Source organism: Caballeronia sp. ATUFL_F2_KS9A (assembly GCF_023630765.1).
Classification (GTDB): domain Bacteria; phylum Pseudomonadota; class Gammaproteobacteria; order Burkholderiales; family Burkholderiaceae; genus Caballeronia; species Caballeronia zhejiangensis.
In genome coordinates, this window is record NZ_JALQEK010000030.1 from 29,816 (window position 1) to 50,297 (window position 20,482).

Annotated in this window: 12 protein-coding genes; 3 read left to right on the forward strand and 9 right to left on the reverse strand. The window is 64.4% G+C overall.

Annotated features, from left to right (window positions below; genetic code table 11):
* Positions 1-74 precede the first annotated feature (74 nt).
* Positions 75-2,390, forward strand: coding sequence for an FdhF/YdeP family oxidoreductase (locus NCS67_RS18210; protein ID WP_008352951.1), 2,316 nt, complete (start codon positions 75-77; stop codon positions 2,388-2,390).
* The gene (locus NCS67_RS18215) at positions 2,380-2,775 is read left to right on the forward strand and encodes a hypothetical protein (RefSeq protein ID WP_152563208.1); all 396 of its coding nucleotides are present in this window, start codon (positions 2,380-2,382) and stop codon (positions 2,773-2,775) included. Before NCS67_RS18210 ends, NCS67_RS18215 begins: the two co-directional genes overlap by 11 nt.
* A 92-nt stretch (positions 2,776-2,867) precedes the next feature.
* Here NCS67_RS18215 and NCS67_RS18220 read toward each other — a convergent pair whose 3' ends face one another.
* The 8 genes from NCS67_RS18220 to NCS67_RS18255 all read right to left on the reverse strand — a co-directional run bounded on the left by NCS67_RS18220 (position 2,868) and on the right by NCS67_RS18255 (position 18,932).
* Positions 2,868-5,606, reverse strand: coding sequence for an MGH1-like glycoside hydrolase domain-containing protein (locus tag NCS67_RS18220; RefSeq protein WP_008352950.1), 2,739 nt, complete (start codon positions 5,604-5,606; stop codon positions 2,868-2,870).
* A gap of 84 nt (positions 5,607-5,690) precedes the next feature.
* Positions 5,691-7,628: an amylo-alpha-1,6-glucosidase gene (locus tag NCS67_RS18225; protein WP_250436013.1), complete on the reverse strand. Its 1,938-nt coding sequence runs from the start codon at positions 7,626-7,628 to the stop codon at positions 5,691-5,693.
* A gap of 760 nt (positions 7,629-8,388) precedes the next feature.
* A complete protein-coding gene (locus NCS67_RS18230) occupies positions 8,389-9,669 on the reverse strand; it encodes a DUF445 domain-containing protein (protein WP_250436015.1) in 1,281 nt (426 codons plus the stop codon).
* Between the two features lie 11 nt (positions 9,670-9,680).
* Entirely contained in the window at positions 9,681-10,100 is a 420-nt protein-coding gene (locus NCS67_RS18235) for an ACT domain-containing protein (RefSeq protein WP_250436017.1), read from the reverse strand.
* Complete coding sequence (gene uvrA, locus NCS67_RS18240; protein WP_250436019.1) at positions 10,090-15,903, reverse strand: excinuclease ABC subunit UvrA; 5,814 nt, start codon at positions 15,901-15,903, stop codon at positions 10,090-10,092. The genes NCS67_RS18235 and uvrA overlap by 11 nt, the downstream gene beginning before the upstream one ends.
* 177 nt (positions 15,904-16,080) lie before the next feature.
* Positions 16,081-16,971, reverse strand: a complete 891-nt coding sequence (locus tag NCS67_RS18245) for an alpha/beta fold hydrolase (protein WP_008352942.1) — start codon at positions 16,969-16,971, stop codon at positions 16,081-16,083.
* A 63-nt stretch (positions 16,972-17,034) separates the two neighbouring features.
* Entirely contained in the window at positions 17,035-18,159 is a 1,125-nt protein-coding gene (locus NCS67_RS18250) for a succinylglutamate desuccinylase/aspartoacylase family protein (protein WP_250436021.1), read from the reverse strand.
* 2 nt (positions 18,160-18,161) lie between these two features.
* Positions 18,162-18,932 carry a transporter substrate-binding domain-containing protein gene (locus tag NCS67_RS18255; RefSeq protein WP_250436022.1) on the reverse strand — a complete coding sequence of 257 codons (771 nt, stop codon included), beginning with the start codon at positions 18,930-18,932 and terminating at the stop codon, positions 18,162-18,164.
* Between the two features lie 114 nt (positions 18,933-19,046).
* On the opposite strand from NCS67_RS18255, the gene NCS67_RS18260 reads away from it, so the two are divergent.
* A complete protein-coding gene (locus NCS67_RS18260) occupies positions 19,047-19,970 on the forward strand; it encodes a LysR family transcriptional regulator (RefSeq protein WP_250436023.1) in 924 nt (307 codons plus the stop codon).
* Here NCS67_RS18260 and NCS67_RS18265 read toward each other — a convergent pair.
* The gene (locus NCS67_RS18265; protein ID WP_008352931.1) at positions 19,955-20,458 is read right to left on the reverse strand and encodes a DUF6496 domain-containing protein; all 504 of its coding nucleotides are present in this window, start codon (positions 20,456-20,458) and stop codon (positions 19,955-19,957) included. The two genes, NCS67_RS18260 and NCS67_RS18265, sit on opposite strands and share 16 nt — an antisense overlap.
* Positions 20,459-20,482: the final 24 nt, after the last annotated feature.

Genomic DNA, 20,482 nt, shown 5'->3' on the forward strand with positions numbered 1-20,482 from the left:
TCTGTGCGCCGCGCGCGATTCGGAACACAGTACGCTTCGAGCATCGCAAGCCAAAAAGCATCATCCGACAAGCCATGTTCAAGAAGCCCGAAGAACGCATCGAACCCTATACGCATCCCGCCGCCGGCTGGGGCGCGCTGAAGCAGGTTGCCATCAATCTCGTCAAGGAGAAGGTGGCGGGCGGCAACTACAAGACGCTCTTCAAGCAGAATCAGCCGGACGGCTTCGATTGCCCCGGCTGCGCGTGGCCCGACCGCGAGCACGGCTCGACCTTCGAATTCTGCGAGAACGGCGTCAAGGCCGTCGCCGCCGAAGCGACGAGCAAGCGCGTGACGCCCGCGTTCTTCGAGGAGCACACGGTTTCGTCGCTGATGACGCAGAGCGATTACGAACTGGAGCAGCACGGCCGGCTGACCGATCCGCTCGTCTACGACGCAAAGCGCGACCGCTATGTGCCGATCGATTGGGACGATGCGTTCGAACTCATCGCCTCGCATCTGAAGAAACTCGACGATCCCGATCGCGCCGCGTTCTACACGTCCGGCCGTGCGAGCAACGAAGCCGCTTTTCTGTATCAATTGTTTGTGCGGATGTACGGCACGAACAATTTCCCCGATTGCTCGAACATGTGCCACGAAGCGACGAGCCGCGGCTTGCCGCATACCGTCGGCATCGGCAAGGGCACCGTCACGCTCGACGACTTCGAACACGCCGACACGCTGCTGCTCTTCGGCCAGAATCCGGCGACGAACCATCCGCGCATGCTCGGCGAGTTGCGCGAGTGCGCGAAACGCGGCGCGACCATCGTGTCGATCAATCCGCTGAAGGAGCGCGGCCTCGAACGTTTCGCGAGCCCGCAGCACACGCTCGACATGCTCTCGCCGAAGGGCGTGAAGATCAGTTCGGTGTTCATCCGCCCGAAAGTCGGCGGCGACTTCGCGCTGATCAAAGGCGTGGCGAAGCGCGTGATCGAACTCGACGACGCCGCGCGCGCGAACGGTGGCGAGCGCGTGCTCGACGTCGATTTCATCGCGGAGCACACGGTCGGCTTCGACGCCTTCGCCGACGACCTGCGCGCCGAAAGCTGGGACGCGATCATCGCGGAATCGGGCGTGGAGATGGACGATCTGCTGAATCTCGCCGACATCTACGCGAAAGGCCGCGCCGTCATCTCGACGTGGGGCATGGGCCTCACGCAGCACAAGAACTCCGTGCCGACCATTCAACTGCTTTCGAACCTGATGATGATGCGCGGGAATATCGGACGGCGCGGCGCGGGCTTATGTCCGGTGCGCGGCCATTCGAACGTGCAGGGCGACCGCACGGTCGGCATCGAGGAAAAACCGACGCAGGCGTTTCTCGACCGGCTCGGCGCGGCCTACGATTTCGAGCCGCCGCGCGAGCATGGCTACGACGTCGTCGAAACGATTCACGCGATGCTCGAAGGCAAGGTGAAGGTGTTTATCGGCCTGGGCGGAAATTTTTCGATCGCGACGCCCGACACGCCGCGCACCTGGGAAGCGATGCGCTCGTGCGATCTCACGGTGCACATCACGACGAAGCTCAACCGCAGCCATCTCGTACACGGCCGCGACGCGCTCATTCTGCCGACGCTCGGCCGCACCGAGATCGATGTTCAGAACGGCGTGCCGCAAGGCGTGTCCGTCGAGGATTCGATGAGCATGGTGCACATTTCGTACGGCATGAACAAGCCGGCCTCGGCGAATCTGCTTTCCGAAGTCGCGATCGTCGCACGCATGGCGCACGCGACGCTCGGCTCGGCCAAGGTCGACTGGCGCGCACATGAGGGCGACTACGCGCTGATCCGCGATGGCATCGAAAAAGTGCTCGACGGTTTCGAGCGCTACAACGAACGCCTGAAGCAGCCGGGCGGTTTTCATCTCGGCGTGGCGTCGCGCGATCGCGTCTGGAAGACGCCGAGCGGCAAGGCGCAGTTCATCGTGCACAGGATCGCGGTCGATACGCCGATCCACCGCGCCCGTGCGCTGTACGGCGACCGTCTCATGACGCTGATGACGACGCGTTCGCACGATCAGTACAACACGACGATCTACGGTCTCGACGATCGCTACCGCGGCGTGTACGGACAGCGGCGCGTGCTGTTCGCGAACCGCGAGGACATTGACATGCTCGGGTTCGAGCCGGGCGAACTGGTGGATATCACGAGCGTGTGGGACGACGGCATCGAGCGTCGCGTAGACGGTTTCAAGCTCGTCGAATACGACATTCCGCGTGGCTGTCTCGGTGCGTATTATCCGGAGACCAACCCGCTCGTGCCGCTGTCATCGGTTGCGGATGGCGCCGGTACGCCGACGTCGAAGTCCATTCCCGTGCTGCTGACGTCGTCCAGTCAGGCCATTGCTGCCTGAAACCGCTGCGCGACGCGATGCCGCCAAGCACGCGGCATCGCGCTCTCTCGCGCTGACGGATACGGCGTTCGAGCGCGGCGGCGCCGCTGAACCAGCGATCGGCGCATGCGCCCAGCATGGCGAGGATGCCGGCCCACGCGATCAACCCGGCGGCGAAGCTGTTGAATTCGCCGCTGAACCAGACGCCGCCGAGCATTGCGGCGGCGAACACCAGCATGACGATGGCGAACGGCGGGCAATGTTCGTGTTCGATATGAGCGCGGCCGCCAGCGCCCAAGCCCATTTGGTAGCCGCTGAGAGAATATGCGCTAATGGACTGCGCCATTTTGTCCTCCAGACTGTTATCAATTTGTGTTTCCACAAACTTACGCAGTTGGAGCGATGAGTAATACCAGACAATTCCTAACAACGCTTTCGACCTGTGGCGCTTGACTTTCGCCGAACCCCGCAAAACGCGATGCCACCGCGATTCACGCCTCATTTCGCTCCTGCGAACTCCTGAACATCGGCATCGGCTTCGCCGGCGAGCGGCACGACGCCGGACGGCCCCGTCGCATGCGGATGCAGCAACAGCGCGACGAGCCCGCTCCAGCCCGTCTGATGCGACGCGCCCACGCCGCGCCCGTTGTCGCCATGAAAATACTCGTGAAAGAGCACGAGATCGCGCGAACGCGGATCGGCCTGTAGCAGCGGATAGGCAGCCATCACCGGACGCTCGCCGTTCTTGTCGAGCAGAAAGAGCGTGGTCACGCGGCGCGCGAGTTCGTCGGCGATTTGCGCGAGCGAAAACTTCTGTCCCGAGCCCGTCGGATATTCGACGCGAAAATCATCGCCGTAATAGCGATGAAACTCGTGGATCGATTCGATCAGCAGATAGTTGACCGGCATCCACACCGGACCGCGCCAGTTCGAATTGCCGCCGAACACGCGCGAGTCGGATTCCGCCGGAAGATACTGGATGCCGAAGCTTTCGCTGTTGTGATAGAAGACGAACGGGTTATCGAGATGCACGCGTGACAGCGCGCGCACGCCGTGATCGGAAAGGAATTCGGTTTCGTCGAGCATGCGCCTGAGCAGCGCCTTCATGCGATGCCCGCGCAACAGCGACAGCAGCACGCTGTTGCCCTGACCCGCCACGTTCCAGCGCGACACGAGCCTCGAAAGATCCGTTCGATGTTCGAGAAACCAGTGCAGCCGTTCGCGCAATTCCGGCAGCGAGCGATACACCTTCGGCTCCAGCACATGCACGGCGAAAAGCGGAATCAGCCCGACGATGGACCGCACGCGCATCGGCACATTGGTTCCGTCGGGCAGGCGCAGCTTGTCGTAGAAGAACTCGTCCTCGCTGTCCCAGAGACCGGTGTCGCAATCGTCCTCGCAGCTCACCGCTTCCGCGATATACAGGAAGTGCTCGAAGAACTTCACGGCGATATCGACGAACACCTTGTTCGCGTATGCGAGCTCGAGCGCGATACGCATCAGATCGAGCGCGTACGCGGCCATCCATGCGGTGCCGTCGGCCTGATCGATGTGGCCGCCCGTCGGCAGCGGCGACGAGCGATCGAAGATGCCCACGTTGTCCAGGCCGAGAAAGCCGCCCTGGAAAATGTTCTTGCCGTCGGCATCCTTGCGATTCACCCACCATGAGAAGTTGAGCAGCAGCTTGTGGAACACGAGTTCCAGAAAATCGCGATCGCCCTTGCCGGTGATCGCGCGGTCGATCTCGTAGACGCGCCACGTCGCCCACGCGTGCACGGGCGGATTGGCATCGCCGAAAGCCCATTCGTACGCGGGCAATTGACCGTTCGGATGCTGATAGCGGTCCTTCACCAGCAATAGCAACTGACGTTTCGCGAACTCCGGATCGATGAGCGCGAACGCCGCCGCATGAAACGCGAGGTCCCACGACGCGTACCACGGATATTCCCACTTGTCCGGCATCGACACGATGTCCGCGTTGCACAGATGCCGCCAGTCCGAATCGCGTCCGGTGCGCCGCTGCTTCGGCGGCTTCGGCTGAAGCGGATCGCCGTCGAGCCAGCGCGTCACATCGAACTGATAGTACTGCTTCGACCACAGCATGCCGGCGAGTGCCTGGCGTTGCACGAGCCGCTGATCGGCATCGGCGATATCGTGCTGCAGCGCGCCGTAAAACTCGTCGGCTTCCGCGATGCGTCGCGCGAAGAGACCATCGACGTCGAGCGGCACGGCGTCCGGCGCGGACTCGGGCCGCCAGCGCAGATACACGACCGCCTTGCCGAGCGGCTCCAGTTCGAGATGCGCGTGCGCGGCCGCGCGCGTGCCCTTGTCGCGGCGAATCGCGTCTTCGTCGCCTTGCAGGATGTAATCGTTGAAGCCGTCCTTGAACGGTCCCGTGCCTTCCATGTGGAAGAGACGCCTGACGTTGGTCTCGTTCTCGCAGAAGAGCCATTCCATCGCGCTCGCGTCCGGCGACCACGCGGTGACGACCATCGGTTCGTGCGCGCCCTGTTCGGCGAGCACGTAGGTGCCTTCGCCCTGCACCGTTTCCACCTTCAGCGAGGGCTTGATCGGCGTCGGCTTCCACGACCAGGTATTGCGCGCCCAGATTTGCGGCAGCACGTCGAGCGCGGCCCGCACGTCGCTGCGATTCTCGATCGTCACGCGCATCACGATGTCGTCCGGCGTGTGCTTCGCGTATTCGACCTGCACGTCGAAGTAACGCGCGTCGTCGAACACGCCCGTGTCGAGCACTTCGTATTCGGGCATGTCGGCGCCGCGCCGCGCGTTTTCATCGACGAGATCGGCATACGGATACGCCGCATGCGGATACTTGTAGAGCATGCGCATGTAGGAATGCGTCGGCGTGCCGTCGATGTAGAAGTACAGTTCCTTCACGTCCTCGCCGTGATTGCCTTCCTGGTTCGTCAGACCGAAGAGCCGCTCCTTGATGATCGGATCGCAGCCGTTCCAGAGCGCGAGCGAGATGCACCAGTTGAGTTTGTCGTCGCCGAAACCGGCGATACCGTCCTCGCCCCAGCGATACGCGCGGCTGCGCGCATGATCGTGCGGAAAGTATTCCCACGCGGTGCCGAATTCGCTGTAGTCCTCGCGCACGGTGCCCCATTGGCGTTCGCTCAGATACGGTCCCCAGCGCTGCCAGCGTGGGCAGTCCTTCGAATGGAGCCGCAGGCCCTCGACGGTTTCGAGCTGGTTGACGGGGCGCGATTTCGACATGGGCGACTCCTCGATGGCGGCGTGCTGAACGACGGGCAAGTCTCGTAATTTAGCGCGTTTTGACGCCGGCCCGCGCGCGCCGCGCTAGGTTGCGCCGAGCAGCTTTTCGATGCGCAGGAGCTCCGCGAGCGACCACGCCTGAAACGGCGTCCCGCCGGGCGTGTGCGGCGCATCGGCATCGGCGACTTCGCTGACGTGATCGAGACCGTAGCGATCGAGATGCGCGTAGAGCGGCGTCAGAAAACGCTCGCGCGCGCCCGCCGCGCCGTGCACGCGCACCCACGCCTCGACGAACGGGCCGATCAGCCACGGCCAGACGGTGCCCTGGTGATACGCGCCATCGCGATCCAGCACGCCGCCCGCGTAGTTCGCCCTGTAGGCCGGATCGGACGGCGCGAGCGTGCGCAAACCGGGCGGCGTGAGAAGTTGCGTTTCGACCTGATCGACGACCGCGCGCGCGATATCGCCATCGACGAGCGGAAACGGCAAGCCGCCGACCGCGAAGATCTGATTCGGGCGAATCGATCGATCGACGCGACCGGGTTCGTGATCGACGTCGACGACATCGAAGAGCGTATGCGTGTCCGGATCGACGAAACGCGCGGCGAACGACAACTGCGCCTGATCGCGCAACGCCTGCCAGCGCGGATTCCACGCGCTCGCGATCGTGAGCGCGTTGATCCACAGCGCCTGCACCTCTACCGGCTTGCCGATACGCGGCGTCACGACCCAGTCGCCTGCCTTCGCGTCCATCCATGTGAGCTGGACGCCGGGCACGCCCGCGCGCAGCAGACCGTCCACATCGGCGGCGATGCGAAAGCGCGTGCCGCGCGAATAGCCGTCGAGAATCGCATCGACGGCGCTTTGCAGGCGGCTCGTCGTCGCCGCGTGCGCGTGCCCCGTCGCCAGATAATCGTGCGCGGCGACGACGAACCACAGCGAGGCATCGACGGAGTTGTATTCGGGCAGGCCGCCGCTGTCCGGAAAGCGGTTCGGCACCATGCCTTCGGAAATCGTATCGGCCCATTCGAGCAGGATCGATTCCGCTTCCTGATGCCGGCCGGACGCGAGCAGGAGGCCGCGCATCGAGATGAAGGTGTCGCGGCCCCAGTCGGTGAACCACGGAAAGCCCGCGATGATCGTTTTGCCGACATTGCGCGTGACGACGTACGCATCGGCGCTGCGCGCGAGCCGCGAGCCGAACGCCGCGCGCCGTTCCTTTTCCCGCGAGGCGAGATGCGATGCGTGCGCGAGCGCGCTGTCTTCGAACGGCTTGTCGTGGCCCGCGTGCGCGTGGAGGATCATCACGGCTTCGCCGCGCGCGAGATCGAAGCTGAAGATGCCGGGCGTCGCGAGGTCTTCGGTGAAATCGAGTCCGCGCTCGCGTTCGCGCACGTAGCAGAAGTTGCGATACCAGTCGGGGGCGTGATCGTAAGCGCCGTTCGACGTGACGCAAATCGTCGGCAAATCGCCATACGGCTGCCATTGCACGCGCTCGCCTTCCAGTGTGGCATCGAAGGAAAATGCCGCGTTTTCGTGGTGCAGCGCGTGGTAGTCGCGGCCTGAGAGCAGCGGGCGGACTTCCAACTTGGCCGCTTTCGATGCGCCCTCGAGACGCCAGCGCAGGACGGTTTGGCGGGCTTCCTTTGCAACGAACGCTTCTGCGACGATGATCGTTGCGTCGTCGTTACCGATGCGGTAGCGCCATGTGGGCCACGGATCTGTATCGAATGAAAGGAGGCTTGCCGTCGTGTCGGGATAGAGGATGTCGGGGGCGTAGCGCTGCATCGTCAGAGGGATACGCGCGTTGCCCGTTTCGAGCCATGCTTCCATGCCGTTGATGAGCACGACACGGCCGGCGGGCGGTTGAGTCGCCGTCAGCAGCAGCGCTTGGTAGCGACGTGTGCGCATCGTGCCGACCGTGCCGGAGGCGAAACCGCCGTAAGCATCGGGTTCGAGCCATTCGTCTTCCAGACGCGCAGCGTCGATCGGCGATTCATCGGTGCGTTCGATGCGTGTCATGGTTTTTGTTTTTTTGCTGGATTGCGTGTTCGTGGCGGCTCGGGGTTTCGCCGGATCCCGCTTTCGTGGCGGCTCGGGGTTTCGCCGGATCCCGCTTTCGCGTCGGTCTATTAGCACTGCCCCTGTGCGGGGCGGCACTCACTTTCTTTGCTGCTGCAAAGAAAGTAAGCAAAGAAAGCAGCTTCCGATACGCCCGCGGTCACACGCAATTTGGGTAGTCCTCTCGTCCATCGTGGGCTGCCTAAAGAGTGCCCTCATCACAATCACCGGGCTTGGCTCGCGCACGGTCTGACTAGCTAGTAGTTACAACGCGCGGGTCCAGCAATCATACATCCGGCACAGCGCTACGCGCTGCCGCCCGGTATGCAAGGGAAACCAACGTGCGGCGATTGCAGTGAGATGGAGACGTTAGTAGAGAAGCACATGCATCCCCGATTGACCGGTCGGCCGCGAAGCGGGCTGGAGCTATTTCGTGCTGAACCCGTTTGGTGTGTGGTGCGATGAGACGGACCGTGCGCGAGCCAAGCCCGATGGGGCCTATGAGGGCACTCTTTAGGCAGCCCACGATCGACGAGAGGACTACCCAAATTGCGTGTGACCGCGGGCGTATCAGGAGCTGCTTTCTTTGCTTACTTTCTTTGCAGCAGCAAAGAAAGTAAGTGCCGCCCCGCACAGGGGCAACGCTAATAGACCGACGCGAAAACGGGATCCGGCGAAACCCCGACCCGACACAATCACGGGATTCAGCGAAGAAACAAAATCAACCAAGAACCACACTCACAGCGTGAATCAAAATCCCGACAGCGCCTCCCACAAGCGTCCCATTCACGCGAATGAACTGCAAATCCCGCCCAATATTAAGCTCAACATCCCTGACGAGCGTCGCATCGTCCCACTGCTTGACGGTGGCGGCAATATGCTTCGCGATGCCATCGCGCAACTCCGGCGCAAGCGCCTTCAAAGCATCGCGCATATGCTCGTTAATCGACTCGCGCAATGCCGGATCGCTGCCGAGCGCCTCGGCAAAACCGCCCGCCATCGCGACGACCTTCGCATGCAGCGCCGAATCCGGCCGCTTGATATCCGCATCGAGCCACGCGATGAACTCGTCCCACAGCCCGTTCACGTATGTCCGCAACTCGGGCCGCTCCAGCCACTCACGCTTGTGCTCGTCGATGCGCGCCTTGAACGCCGGATCCGTCTTCAACCGCTCGACAAACCGCTCCACGGCCGCATCGAAAGCCTTGCGACGCTCGTGCTCGGGATCGCTGCTTACATCGTGCAGCCATTGATTCGCGCCGCGCACGAGACCGGCCGCAAACTTGTTGCCAAGGTCTTCAGCATTCAGTCCGACGAATCCCAGCATACCGACGAGCTTCGGATACTCCTCGCCCGCAACCGCGACGATGCGCGTCGCGAGCATCTCCTGCACTTCGGGCTTGTCGAGCCACCCGGCCAGTTGCTTCAGGCCCTCATCGAGCAGCAACTGATGACGCCGGTCCGATATCAGCGTCGACAGCACGCTTCCCGTCGCGCTCGCCAGATCGAACGACTCCGCGCGACGGCGCAGCGTCTCGTAGAGCATCGACTTCACGCGCTCGTCATCGACGAAAGACAGCAGTTGCCCGACCGCGCCCACGGCCTTCTTGCCGAGCAACTCGGCATTGGCAGGCTCGGCCAGCCACATCGACAGACGGCTCGCCGGATCGAACGCATTCACGCGCGCGACGAGCGCATCGGTGCCGAGAAAACGGTCGCGAACGAACACGGCCAGGTTGTCCGCGACGCGCGCCTTGTTCGCGGGCAGGATCGCGGTGTGCGGAATCGGCACGCCAAGCGGATGCCGAAACAGCGCGACCACCGCGAACCAGTCGGCGAGCGCGCCGACCATCGCGGCTTCCGCGAACGACGACACCCACGCCCACGCGCCCGCATCGTGCTGGCTTTTCGCGAGCGCGAACAAGGCGCCGGCCGCGACGAGCAGCCCGGCGGCGAACCATTTCATTCTTCTCAGCGCGACGGCTTTGTCCTGCGTTTCCATCTATGTCGGTTTCATGGTTTTGATGAGGCCGAAAGCTTACCAGCAGCGCGTTGCAAATCCCGAAGGACTTCGACGGCGCGTTCGCCCTCTTCGACCGGAACGAAGATGTGATCGTGATACGCCGCCGCAATCACATTGCAACTGATGTTCGCCTCGCCGAGCGCACGCGCGAACGCCGCCGTCAAGCCGACCGCGTTCAGATCCGAATGAACGGTCAGCGTGATCCAGGCCGCGCGAAAGAGCGGCGCGACGCCGGCCGCCTGCGCCGCGCTTTCTTCCATCACGACCGTCAATCCCTCGCGCTCGCGGAACGTCGCGACGATGTCCGCGCCGCTCGCCACCGCATCGTGCGGCAGCGACGCGAACACGTACGCGCCCGGCTGCAGTTCGGGCTCCATCGACGCGATCAGCGTATCGAGATCACGCAGCATCTTCGGTCTCCCGTGTCCGCGCCAAAACCGGCCGCAGCGCAGCGCCGGTATGACTGCGCGGATGCGTCGCGAGCGTGTCCGGGTCCGCCGCCGCGACGATCGTGCCGCCATTCACGCCGCCTTCCGGGCCGAGATCGAGCACCCAGTCGGCTTCGGCGATCACATCGAGATCGTGTTCGATGACGATCACGCTATGCCCGCCATCCACCAGACGATGCAGCACGCGTATCAGCTTCGCGACGTCCGCCATATGCAGGCCGACGGTCGGCTCATCGAGCACATAAAGCGTGTGCGGCGGCTTCTGGCCGCGCCGCGTGACGTCGTCGCGCACTTTCGACAGTTCGGTGACGAGCTTGATGCGCTGCGCCTCGCCGCCCGACAGCGTCGGCGACGGCTGGCCGAGCGTCAGATAGCCGAGGCCGACATCGCGCAGCAATTGCAGCGGATGCGCGATGCTCTGCATCGACGCGAAGAACTCGACGGCTTCGTCGATCTCCATCGTCAGCACTTCGCCGATGTTCTTGCCGCGCCATGTCACCGCGAGCGTTTCCGGATTGAAGCGCTGGCCGTGGCACACGTCGCACGGCACTTTGACATCGGGCAGGAAGCTCATCGCGATGGTCCGCACGCCCTGGCCTTCGCATGCCGGGCAACGGCCATCGCCCGTGTTGAACGAGAAACGCGACGGCGTGTAGCCGCGCGCGCGGGCCTCGAGCGTATCGGCGAAGAGCTTGCGGATCGTGTCCCACATGCCGATGTAGGTGGCCGGGCACGAACGCGGCGTCTTGCCGATCGGCGTCTGATCGACTTCGAGCACGCGATCGATAGCCTCGAAACCGGTTACGCCCGCGCAGCCCTGCCACGCATGCGCGACATCGAACGTCGGACGCGGCGCTTCGCGCGCGAGCACGCTGGCGCGCGACCCGGCAGCGGGCTTGTCCGCTTGCGCGGCCTTGCGCGCGCGCCGCACCGCAGGCGACGACAACACCGAACGGCCGACGGCATCGAGCAGGTTCGTCATCAGCACGTCGCGCGCGAGCGTCGATTTGCCCGAACCCGACACGCCCGTAATCGCGACGAGCCGATTCAGCGGCATCGTCGCCGTCACGTTGCGCAAGTTGTGCAGCGTCGCACCTTCGACCGTCAGCCATTGCTCCGGCACGGCGGCGCGCTTCGCGGTCGCCGCGCGCACTTCGCGGCGCGGCTGCAACGGATGCACGATCGGATTCGCGAGGAACTGGCCCGTGAGCGACGCCTTGTGCGCCGCGAGATCCGTCACGTTGCCCTGCGCGACGACCGTACCGCCGCGCTTGCCCGCGCCCGGCCCGATATCGATGATGTGATCCGCGCGGCGAATCGTGTCTTCGTCATGCTCGACGACGACGAGCGTATTGCCCTTGTCGTTCAGCTTCTTGAGCGCGGAGAGCAGGATCAGGTTGTCGCGCGGATGCAAACCGATGGTCGGTTCATCGAGCACGTAACACACGCCTTGCAGATTACTGCCGAGTTGCGCCGCGAGACGGATGCGCTGCGCTTCGCCGCCGGAAAGCGTCGGTGCGGCGCGATCGAGGCTCAAATAGCCGAGCCCGACTTCTTCGAGGAATTGCAAGCGCCCTTCGATTTCACTGACCACGTCACGCGCGATATCCGCATCGCGGCCCTTGAGCTTGAGCGATGCAATCCACTCGCGCGTATCGCTGACGGTCCATCGTCCGACTTCCGTGATCGGATAATTGCCGAACGTGACGGCGCGCGCAACATCGTTCAGACGCGTGCCTTCGCATTCCGGGCAGGGCTGATCCACGATATCGTCCGGTTCCTGATCGACCGAGCCGATGCTCTGCTCGCGTCCGCGATCGTCTTGCGCGAAGAGCGTGTCGTCGAACGCGGCGCGCTGTTCGCGCGTGAGCTTCACGCCCGTCCCGACGCATGTGTTGCACCAGCCGTGTTTGCTGTTGTACGAGAACATGCGCGGATCGAGCTCCGGATAACTCGTGCCGCAAACGGGGCACGCGCGCTTCGTCGAGAACACGCGCGTTTCTTCCTTGCCGCGACGCGCGCCGTCGTGCCACGACCCATGCAGTTCATCGAGCGGCGCGCACAGATGCATGACGCCCTTGCCGATTTCGAGCGTGTCGTCGAGCAAACGCCGCAGTTCCGCTTCGTTGTCCGCCGACACGACGAGATCCGCAACCGGCAATTCGATCGTATGTTCACGGAAGCGATCGAGCTTCGGCCACGGACTCACGGGCAGGAATTCGCCATCCACACGCAGATGCGTATTGCCGCGCGCCTTCGCCCATTTCGCGAGATCGGTATAGACGCCCTTGCGATTGACGACGAGCGGCGCGAGCAGTCCGACATGCTGCCCCTTGAAATCGCGCATGATCTGCGCGGCGATCGATTCGGAACTTTGCGACTGGACCGGCGTGCCATCGTGAATGCAATGCTGAATGCCGAGCTTCACGTACAGCAAGCGCAGGAAGTGCCAGACTTCGGATGTCGTCGCGACCGTCGATTTGCGTCCGCCGCGCGACAGGCGCTGCTCGATCGCGACGGTCGGCGGAATGCCATAGACGGCATCGACTTCCGGACGGCCCGCCGGCTGCACGATGGAGCGCGCATATGCGTTCAGCGATTCGAGGTAACGGCGCTGACCTTCGTGGAAAAGAATATCGAACGCGAGCGTCGACTTGCCCGAACCGGACACGCCCGTCACGACGTTGAACTTGTTATGCGGAATATCGACATCGAGCGACTTCAGATTGTGCTCGCGCGCGTTGACGATCCGCACCACGTTCTCGCCCTGCAACGCACGTCGCGCGCTCGCGACTTCCGCCGCGAGTTGCAGCGGCACGCCCGCGCGCTTTTGAGCCGCGCCGGGCGCCATCGCTTCTTCGTATTCGACCAGCGCGCGGCCCGTATGCGATTGTTCGCATGCCGAAACATCGTCCGGCGTGCCGACGCATACGAGCTGCCCGCCGCCATCGCCGCCTTCCGGACCGAGATCGATGATCCAGTCGGCCGCGCGAATCACATCGAGATTGTGTTCGATGACGATCAGCGAATGACCGCGTTCGAGCAGGCGCCGCAGTGCCTGCATCAGCTTCGCGATGTCGTCGAAATGCAGGCCCGTCGTCGGCTCGTCGAACATGAAGAGACGGCTTTCGCTCTTGCTGGTCTGCGACGTTTCGGCGAGAAAGCCCGCGAGCTTCAGACGCTGCGCCTCGCCGCCCGAAAGCGTCGGCACGGGCTGGCCGAGCTTCACGTATTCGAGACCGACATCGACGATCGGCTGCAGCACGCGCAGCACTTCCTTGTCGCCGGCGAACAGCGCGACGGCTTCGCTCACCGTCAGCTCGAGCACATCGGCGACGCTCAACTGACGATCGCCGCGCTCGATCTTCACTTCGAGGATTTCCGCGCGATAACGGCGTCCGTCGCAATCGGGGCAACGCAAGTAGACATCGCTCAGGAACTGCATCTCGACGTGCTCGAAGCCCGAGCCGCCGCACGTCGGGCAGCGTCCATCGCCCGAGTTGAAGCTGAACATGCTCGCGCTATAGCCGCGCTGCAACGCGAGCGGCGCCTTCGCATAGAGCTTGCGAATTTCGTCGAACGCGCCGACATAGCTCGCCGGATTCGAGCGCGCCGTGCGGCCGATCGGCGACTGATCGACGAACACGACGTCGCTCAAATGCTCCGCGCCCTTCAGGTCGCGATACGCGCCGGGCGCTTCCGTCGCCTTGCCGAAGTGACGCATCAGCGCGGGCGCGAGCACGTCCTGGATCAGCGTCGATTTGCCCGAGCCCGATACGCCCGTCACGCACACGAGACGTTGCAGCGGAATGTCGACCGTCACGTCGCGCAGGTTGTGATCGCTCGCGCCTTCGAGCGTGAGGCGCGGCGTGTTCGCATCGACGACGCGGCGATTCCAGTTCGACGCATGCGCGACATGCTTGCGGCCGCCGAGATACGCGCCGGTGAGTGTGTCGGTGACTTGAATGTCGTCGGGTGCGCCGTCATAGACGATCTGCCCGCCGCGCTCGCCCGGACCCGGTCCCATGTCGATGAGACGATCGGCCGCGAGCATCACCGACGGATCGTGCTCGACGACGACGAGCGTATTGCCCGCGTCGCGCAGACGATGCATCGCTTCGACGATGCGGTTCAGATCGCGCGGATGCAAACCGATGCTCGGTTCATCGAGCACGAACAGCGTGTTGACGAGCGACGTGCCGAGCGCGGTCGTCAGATTGATGCGCTGCACTTCGCCGCCGGACAGCGTGCGCGACTGGCGATCGAGCGTCAGATAACCGAGACCGACATCGCAGAGATATTTCAGGCGCGTGCGGACCTCGGCGTGCAAGAGCTTGAGCGCTTCGTCGAGCAAGGTCGACGGCAGCGTCAGCGAATCGAAGAAGCGGCGGATGCGCTCGATCGGCATCAGCATCAGATCGTGCACTGTGAGGCCCGGCAGCGCTTCGAGTTGCGCGCGCGTCCAGTCGACGCCTTCCGGCATGAAGCGATCGTGCGGCGCAAGCACTGCGTCGGCCTGTTCCTTCGTGCCGAGACGCCACAGCAGCGATTCGGTTTTCAGACGCGCGCCGGCGCACACCGGACACGTCGTATAGCTGCGATATTTCGACAGCAGCACGCGGATGTGCATCTTGTACGCCTTCGACTCCAGATAATCGAAGAAGCGCTGCACGCCGTACCACTGGTTCTGCCACTTGCCCGTCCAGTCCGGAGAGCCCTTGATGACCCAGTCACGCTCCTGCTGCGTGAGATCCTTCCACGGCACGCCGAGGCGAATGCCCGCCTTCGCGCCGTAGCGCACGAGATCGTCCTGGTTCTCTTTCCACGCGGGCGTCTGCAATGTCTTGATCGCGCCTTCGCGCAGCGTCTTCTTTTCATCGGGGATGACGAGACCGTAATCGACGCCGATCACGCGTCCGAAGCCGCGGCACGTCTCGCAAGCGCCATACGCGGAGTTGAACGAGAACAGCGCCGGCTGCGGATCGGCGTAGCGCAGATCGCTTTCCGGGCTGTGCAGGCCGGTGGAAAAACGCCAGATCTCCGGCTCGCCTTCGTCTTTCAGCACATAGACGTCGACGCGGCCCGTGCCGCGCAGCAACGCGCTTTCGATCGCCTCCAGCGCACGCGAACGCTCGATGTTCTGCAAGCGAAAACGATCCGCGACGACATCGAGCATCTGCCGTTTGCCGCTTGCGGTTTCGACGTGGCGTTTCGCCTGCACGCGCGTATAGCCGCTCGCGGAGAGCCACTGCTCGACCTCCTCGTCGCTCGCGGTGTCGGGCAATTCGACCGGAAACGTGATCGCGAGACGCGGATCATCGGCCCGCGTGCGTTCGAGCAGTTCGGCGTAGATCGTCTCGGGCGTGTCGTGACGCACGCGATGCGACGTCTTCTTGTCGAAAAGTTCGGCGGCGCGCGCGTAGAAGAGCTTCAGATGATCGTTCAGTTCGGTCATCGTGCCGACGGTCGAACGCGAACTGCGCACCGGATTCGTCTGGTCGATGGCGATCGCGGGCGGCACGCCGTCCACGCGATCGACCTGCGGACGGTCCATCCGGTCGAGAAACTGGCGCGCGTACGCGCTGAAGGTTTCGACGTAGCGCCGCTGGCCTTCCGCGTAGAGCGTGTCGAACACGAGGCTCGACTTGCCGGAACCGGACGGGCCGGTCACGACCGTCATCTGGCCGGTGTGCAGGTCGAGATCGAGATTCTTGAGGTTGTGCTGACGTGCGCCGCGAATGCGGATTGCGTTATTCGATGCCAATTTTTCAACCGGTTCAATGAGTTAGGCGGCATCCTCGAAGTGTTCGACGAGGTCGCACGAGTGTTCGGAAGTGCGTGGCCGCCATAGCGATCAGTACTGTACACGCATACAGTGTTTGCCGCCAAACGTGTCGGAAGTGTCCGGTGACACTGCGCAAGGCGCTCGCCTGCTCGGCGATCACTTCAGATGTTCGATGACCGCATCCGCGACGGCATCCGGCGCCTCGCGCAGCGGAAAATGCCCGGCGCCATCGATAACGACGCGCCGATAGCCCGCCGTGAAGTAGCGCGCTTGGCCTTCCGAGCTCGCCGGTTCGTCGCAGGCGTCCGCGCCGCCTTGAATCATCAAGGCCGGTACGCCGATGCGATCGATCGTCGCAAGCCGCGCGTACAGATCGGCGAGCGCCGGATCGGACGGCTGATCGCTCCGCCAGCGCCGGCGATACGCGTTCAGCGTGATCGGCACCCAGTCGGGATTGTCGAATGCGCGCGCCGTCGCCGCGAATTCGGCTTCGTCGAACCAGCCGGGCGGCGACCATGTGTCCCACTGGATGCGCGCGAAGCCTTTGGGATCGGCGGCGACGGCGTCCGGGCCGCCGTCGAGCGACATGAACCATTGGTACCAGAAGCGCCGCGCCTGCGAGAAGTCGGGCAATTCGAAGACGCCGCGCGGCTGATACGCCAGCGCGAGCGCGGCCATGCGGCGCACGCGCTCGGGAAACAGCGTGGCGATCGTGTAGGCGGCGCGCGCGCCCCAGTCGTGGCCGACGACATCGAAGGTGGCGATGCCGAGCGCATCGGCGAGATCGACGGCGTCTCGCGCGAGCGCGACGCCCGAGCCGTCGCGCACGGCGTCGTCGCGCAGGAAACGCGTGCCGCCCGCCCCGCGCAACTCCGGCACGACGGTTCGATAGCCGGCGTCGTTGAGCCGCGCGGCCACGGCATTCCACGCGCGCGCCGCATCCGGCCATCCGTGGATCAGCAGCACGACGGGCGCGTCGGCGGGACCGGAATCGGCGTAAGAAATATCGAGCGTCAGCGTGCGCGCGTGGCGTGCGAAATCCAGCATGGCGAGACTCCTCGAAAGCGAGGAGTCATTCTAGCGAGCAGTGAAAACACGCGCTCGGCGCGCTCACGCCCCGATCAACACCCCGCTCCTGATCGCCTTCTCACCCGTTACGCGCCCCATCGGCGCGCCCGCGTACACGAAGCGGACCGCGCGTCGCATGTAGAACACGCCGTCGTTGGCCGTCGTGACGGTCGTCACCGAGTCGGTGACCGGATCGACGATATCGAACACCGGATCGCCCGCTTGCAGCCGCGCGCCCACTTTCGCGCGATACACGACGATCCCGCTCGCCGGCGCCGTCAGTTGCTGGCTGCCCGCGAGCGGCGTCGCGGCTTGCGCGAGCGGCGGCGCGTCCTTCGCCTCGCCTTCGATCACGCCGCGCGCGATCAGAAAATCGACGATGGCCTCCGCATCCTGCGACGCCGTGTCGTAATCGACATCGCGCTGGCCGCGATGCTCGATCGTCGCCGCAATGTTCGGCGCGCCGAGCGGCGTTGCATCGCCGAGGCGCTCGCGCAGCTCGTTCCACAAAAGCGCATGAACCTCGTCGAATGATTGACCGCCCGAATCCGTCGCCAGCAGCACGCCGTTCGCGCCGAGATAGCGCGCGAGCGGCTCGATCGCGGGCCAGCTCGCGGGACTCGTGTAGATGTGCATCGTCGCTTCGAGCGAGCAATGCAGATCGAGCACGACATCCGCTTTCGACGCCAGCCCGAGCAGCGCAAGCCGCAGCGATTCGAACTCGTTCTTCGCGGTCGTTTCGCCGAGCATCTCGACGAGCGCGCCGCGCAGCAGACGCGCGTTGTGCGCGGCATCGCCGGACGATAAGCGCGCGCCCACGCGTTCGATCAGCGCGGCAGCGGACGGCATCGGAAAATCGCGGTTGAAGTTGTGGCCGCTGTTCGCCTCGAAGCGCCCGAGGAATTGCCCGAGCACATGCTGCGACAAGCCGATGGGATTCGCCACCGGCACCAGCACGATTTCGCCGCGCATGCGCCCTTCGGCTTCGAGCGCGGCGAGACGCTGCTTCAAGGTCCACGCGGTGAGCATGGCGGGGGTTTCGTCGGCGTGCAGCGACGCTTGCAGATAAACGCTTTCGCCGTTCGCGGCATCGCCGAAATGAAAGCTGACGAGTTCGCGCGACGTGCCGAGCGTCGTCGACACGAGCGGATGACGTTGAGTGTGCATGTTCAGTCGCCGTAGACGTCGAAATCGAAATACTTGCGCGCGATTCTTTTATACGTGCCGTCCGCGCGCATGTCGCCCACGGCCTTGTCGACCTGGGCCTTCAGCGCCGCATCCTCCTGCCGCAGACCCATGCCGACGCCGTGATCGCCCATCGACAGCGGCTCGCCGACGAACGCGAAGCCCGCGCCGCGCGGCGTCTTCAGAAAGCCGTGCTCCGCTTCGACGGAACCGAGCAGCGCGGCATCGATGCGTCCCGCAGTCAGATCGTTGAGCACGCCGTCCATGCTCTGATACGCGACCACTTCGACGCCGCCCGGCTGCCAGTTCTTCATCGCGTAGGTTTCGAACTGGCTGCCGCTCTGCACGCCGATGCGCTTGCCGCGCAAGCCCTGCGCGCTCGCCGTGAGCGGCGCGCCCTGCTTCGCGATCAGCCGCGAGCGGAACTGGAAGAGCTTGGTGGAGAAAGCGATCTGCTTCATGCGCTTGTCGGTGATCGCCATCGACGACATGATCCCGTCGATCTTGCGGGCCTGCAGCGCGGGAATCATCCCCGAGAACTCGAGTTCGACCCACTGGCAGCGCATCGCGATGCGGCGGCAGATTTCATCGCCGAGATCCACGTCGAAGCCCGCGACGTGGCCATCGGGCGTCTTCACGTCCATCGGCGGATAACCGGGATCGATGCCGAGGCGCAAGGTGTCGGCGTCTTTAGCGTGAACCGGCGCGGCGGCGGCGAGCGCGGCGGCGAGAAAAAGCGTGCTGAGTCTGAGCATGAACGCGGTGCCTCCTGATTGTGGCCACCGATGGTACGGGCCCAAAACGCTCGTAAAAAGAGGCGTTTTGCTTATCATGTTCAGTTTTTGAGATCACCGACGGAGACGCGGAACGTGGATCTGACTCTCACGCAGTTGCGCATGTTCGTCGCCGTCGCCGATGCGGGCAGCGTGCGCGCCGCCGCGCGCCGGCTCGACGTTGCGCCAAGCGGCATCACGCAGCAGTTGCAGAAGCTCGAAGCGATCGCGGGCGGGCCGCTCTTCGAACGCGACGTGCGCGGCGCGCGGCTCACGCCGATCGGCGAGCGCTTGCGTGTACGCGCCGACTTGATTCTGGGGGAATGCCGCAAGACGGAAGACGAGATGCGCCAGTTGCGCGGCGAACTGACGGGTCGCGTCGCGCTCGGACTCGCGGCCGAAGCGACCATGCGGCTTTTTCCCGCGCTGCTGGCGAGCTATCGGGAGCGCTGTCCGCGCATCGATGTGCATCTGACGAGCGCGACGTCGCGGATGCTGACTTCGTGGGTACGCGACGGCAGCCTCGATTTCGCGCTCGCGCTGATCGCACCGGGCGCGGACATCCACGACATGGAAACGACGCCGCTCTTCGATTCCGACGTCGCGGTGATCGCGCGGCGCGGTCATCCGCTCGCACGTTCGCGCGCACTGGCCGACTTGCAGAACGCCGAATGGGTCAGCACACGCCAGCGCGGCGGCGGCGCGCCGGCCAACAAGCTATCGGCGCTCTTCGAGCACGCGAAGCTCGCGCCGCCGCGCATCGCCGCGACGACCGAAGCGGTCTTCGACACGCTGCATTGCCTTGCGTCGAGCGATTATCTCGGGCTCGAACCCGCGAGCCTCGCCGGACATCCGTTCTTTCGCGAGCACGTCGAGATCGTGCCGATCGCCGAACGTGCCGGGAAAACGCCCGTCTGCCTGCTGCGCCGCGCGGGCGTGCCGCTCACGCCCGCCGCGCAGGAACTCGCGACGATGGCCGTGTCGTACGCCCGGATGCTGCCGATTCAACGCGATGCGTGACGCGCATGCGAGCCTTTGGACTTCGCGGCCGCGTTCCTGCGGCGCGTCGCCCAGCCCTTCTTCGCGGCTGCCGAGCGATCCGCCGCCGAGCGCCGGCTCGCGGCTGCATGCGTCTGCCGCGACAGCGACTTGTGCGAAGCGGCCTTGGTGCTTTCGCGCTTGAGCACGCGCGTGGACGTTGCCGAGCGCTTCGCCTTCGACTCCGTGCTCGGGCTCTTCTTCGTCCGATGCGCGGCCTTGGTGTCCTGCGCGGCCTTCTTGCGTGTCGCCTCGGACGCCGTGCCCTTCTTCGGCGGCTTCATCTTCACGCCTGAGCGACGCGCCTCGGACAAACCGATGGCGATGGCCTGCTTCGCCGATTTCGCGCCGTGCTTGCCCTCGCGAACGTGATCGATCTGCTCCTTCACGAATGCGCCGGCTTGCGTGCTCGGGGACTTGCCTTCGCGTTTGGCTTTCGCCGCGCGCTCGAGAGTTTTCTTTTCGGGCATGTCGGACCTCCTTGGTGAAGTGGA

Coding starts and splice junctions, on each gene's coding strand:
- NCS67_RS18220 (WP_008352950.1), bottom strand. CDS start 5,606: ATGTCGAAATCGCGCCCCGTCAACCAGCTCGAAACCGTCGAGGGCCTG.
- NCS67_RS18265 (WP_008352931.1), bottom strand. CDS start 20,458: ATGCCCGAAAAGAAAACTCTCGAGCGCGCGGCGAAAGCCAAACGCGAA.
- NCS67_RS18210 (WP_008352951.1), top strand. CDS start 75: ATGTTCAAGAAGCCCGAAGAACGCATCGAACCCTATACGCATCCCGCC.
- NCS67_RS18235 (WP_250436017.1), bottom strand. CDS start 10,100: ATGCTGCGTGATCTCGATACGCTGATCGCGTCGATGGAGCCCGAACTG.
- NCS67_RS18230 (WP_250436015.1), bottom strand. CDS start 9,669: ATGGAAACGCAGGACAAAGCCGTCGCGCTGAGAAGAATGAAATGGTTC.
- NCS67_RS18225 (WP_250436013.1), bottom strand. CDS start 7,628: ATGACACGCATCGAACGCACCGATGAATCGCCGATCGACGCTGCGCGT.
- NCS67_RS18250 (WP_250436021.1), bottom strand. CDS start 18,159: ATGCACACTCAACGTCATCCGCTCGTGTCGACGACGCTCGGCACGTCG.
- NCS67_RS18255 (WP_250436022.1), bottom strand. CDS start 18,932: ATGCTCAGACTCAGCACGCTTTTTCTCGCCGCCGCGCTCGCCGCCGCC.
- NCS67_RS18245 (WP_008352942.1), bottom strand. CDS start 16,971: ATGCTGGATTTCGCACGCCACGCGCGCACGCTGACGCTCGATATTTCT.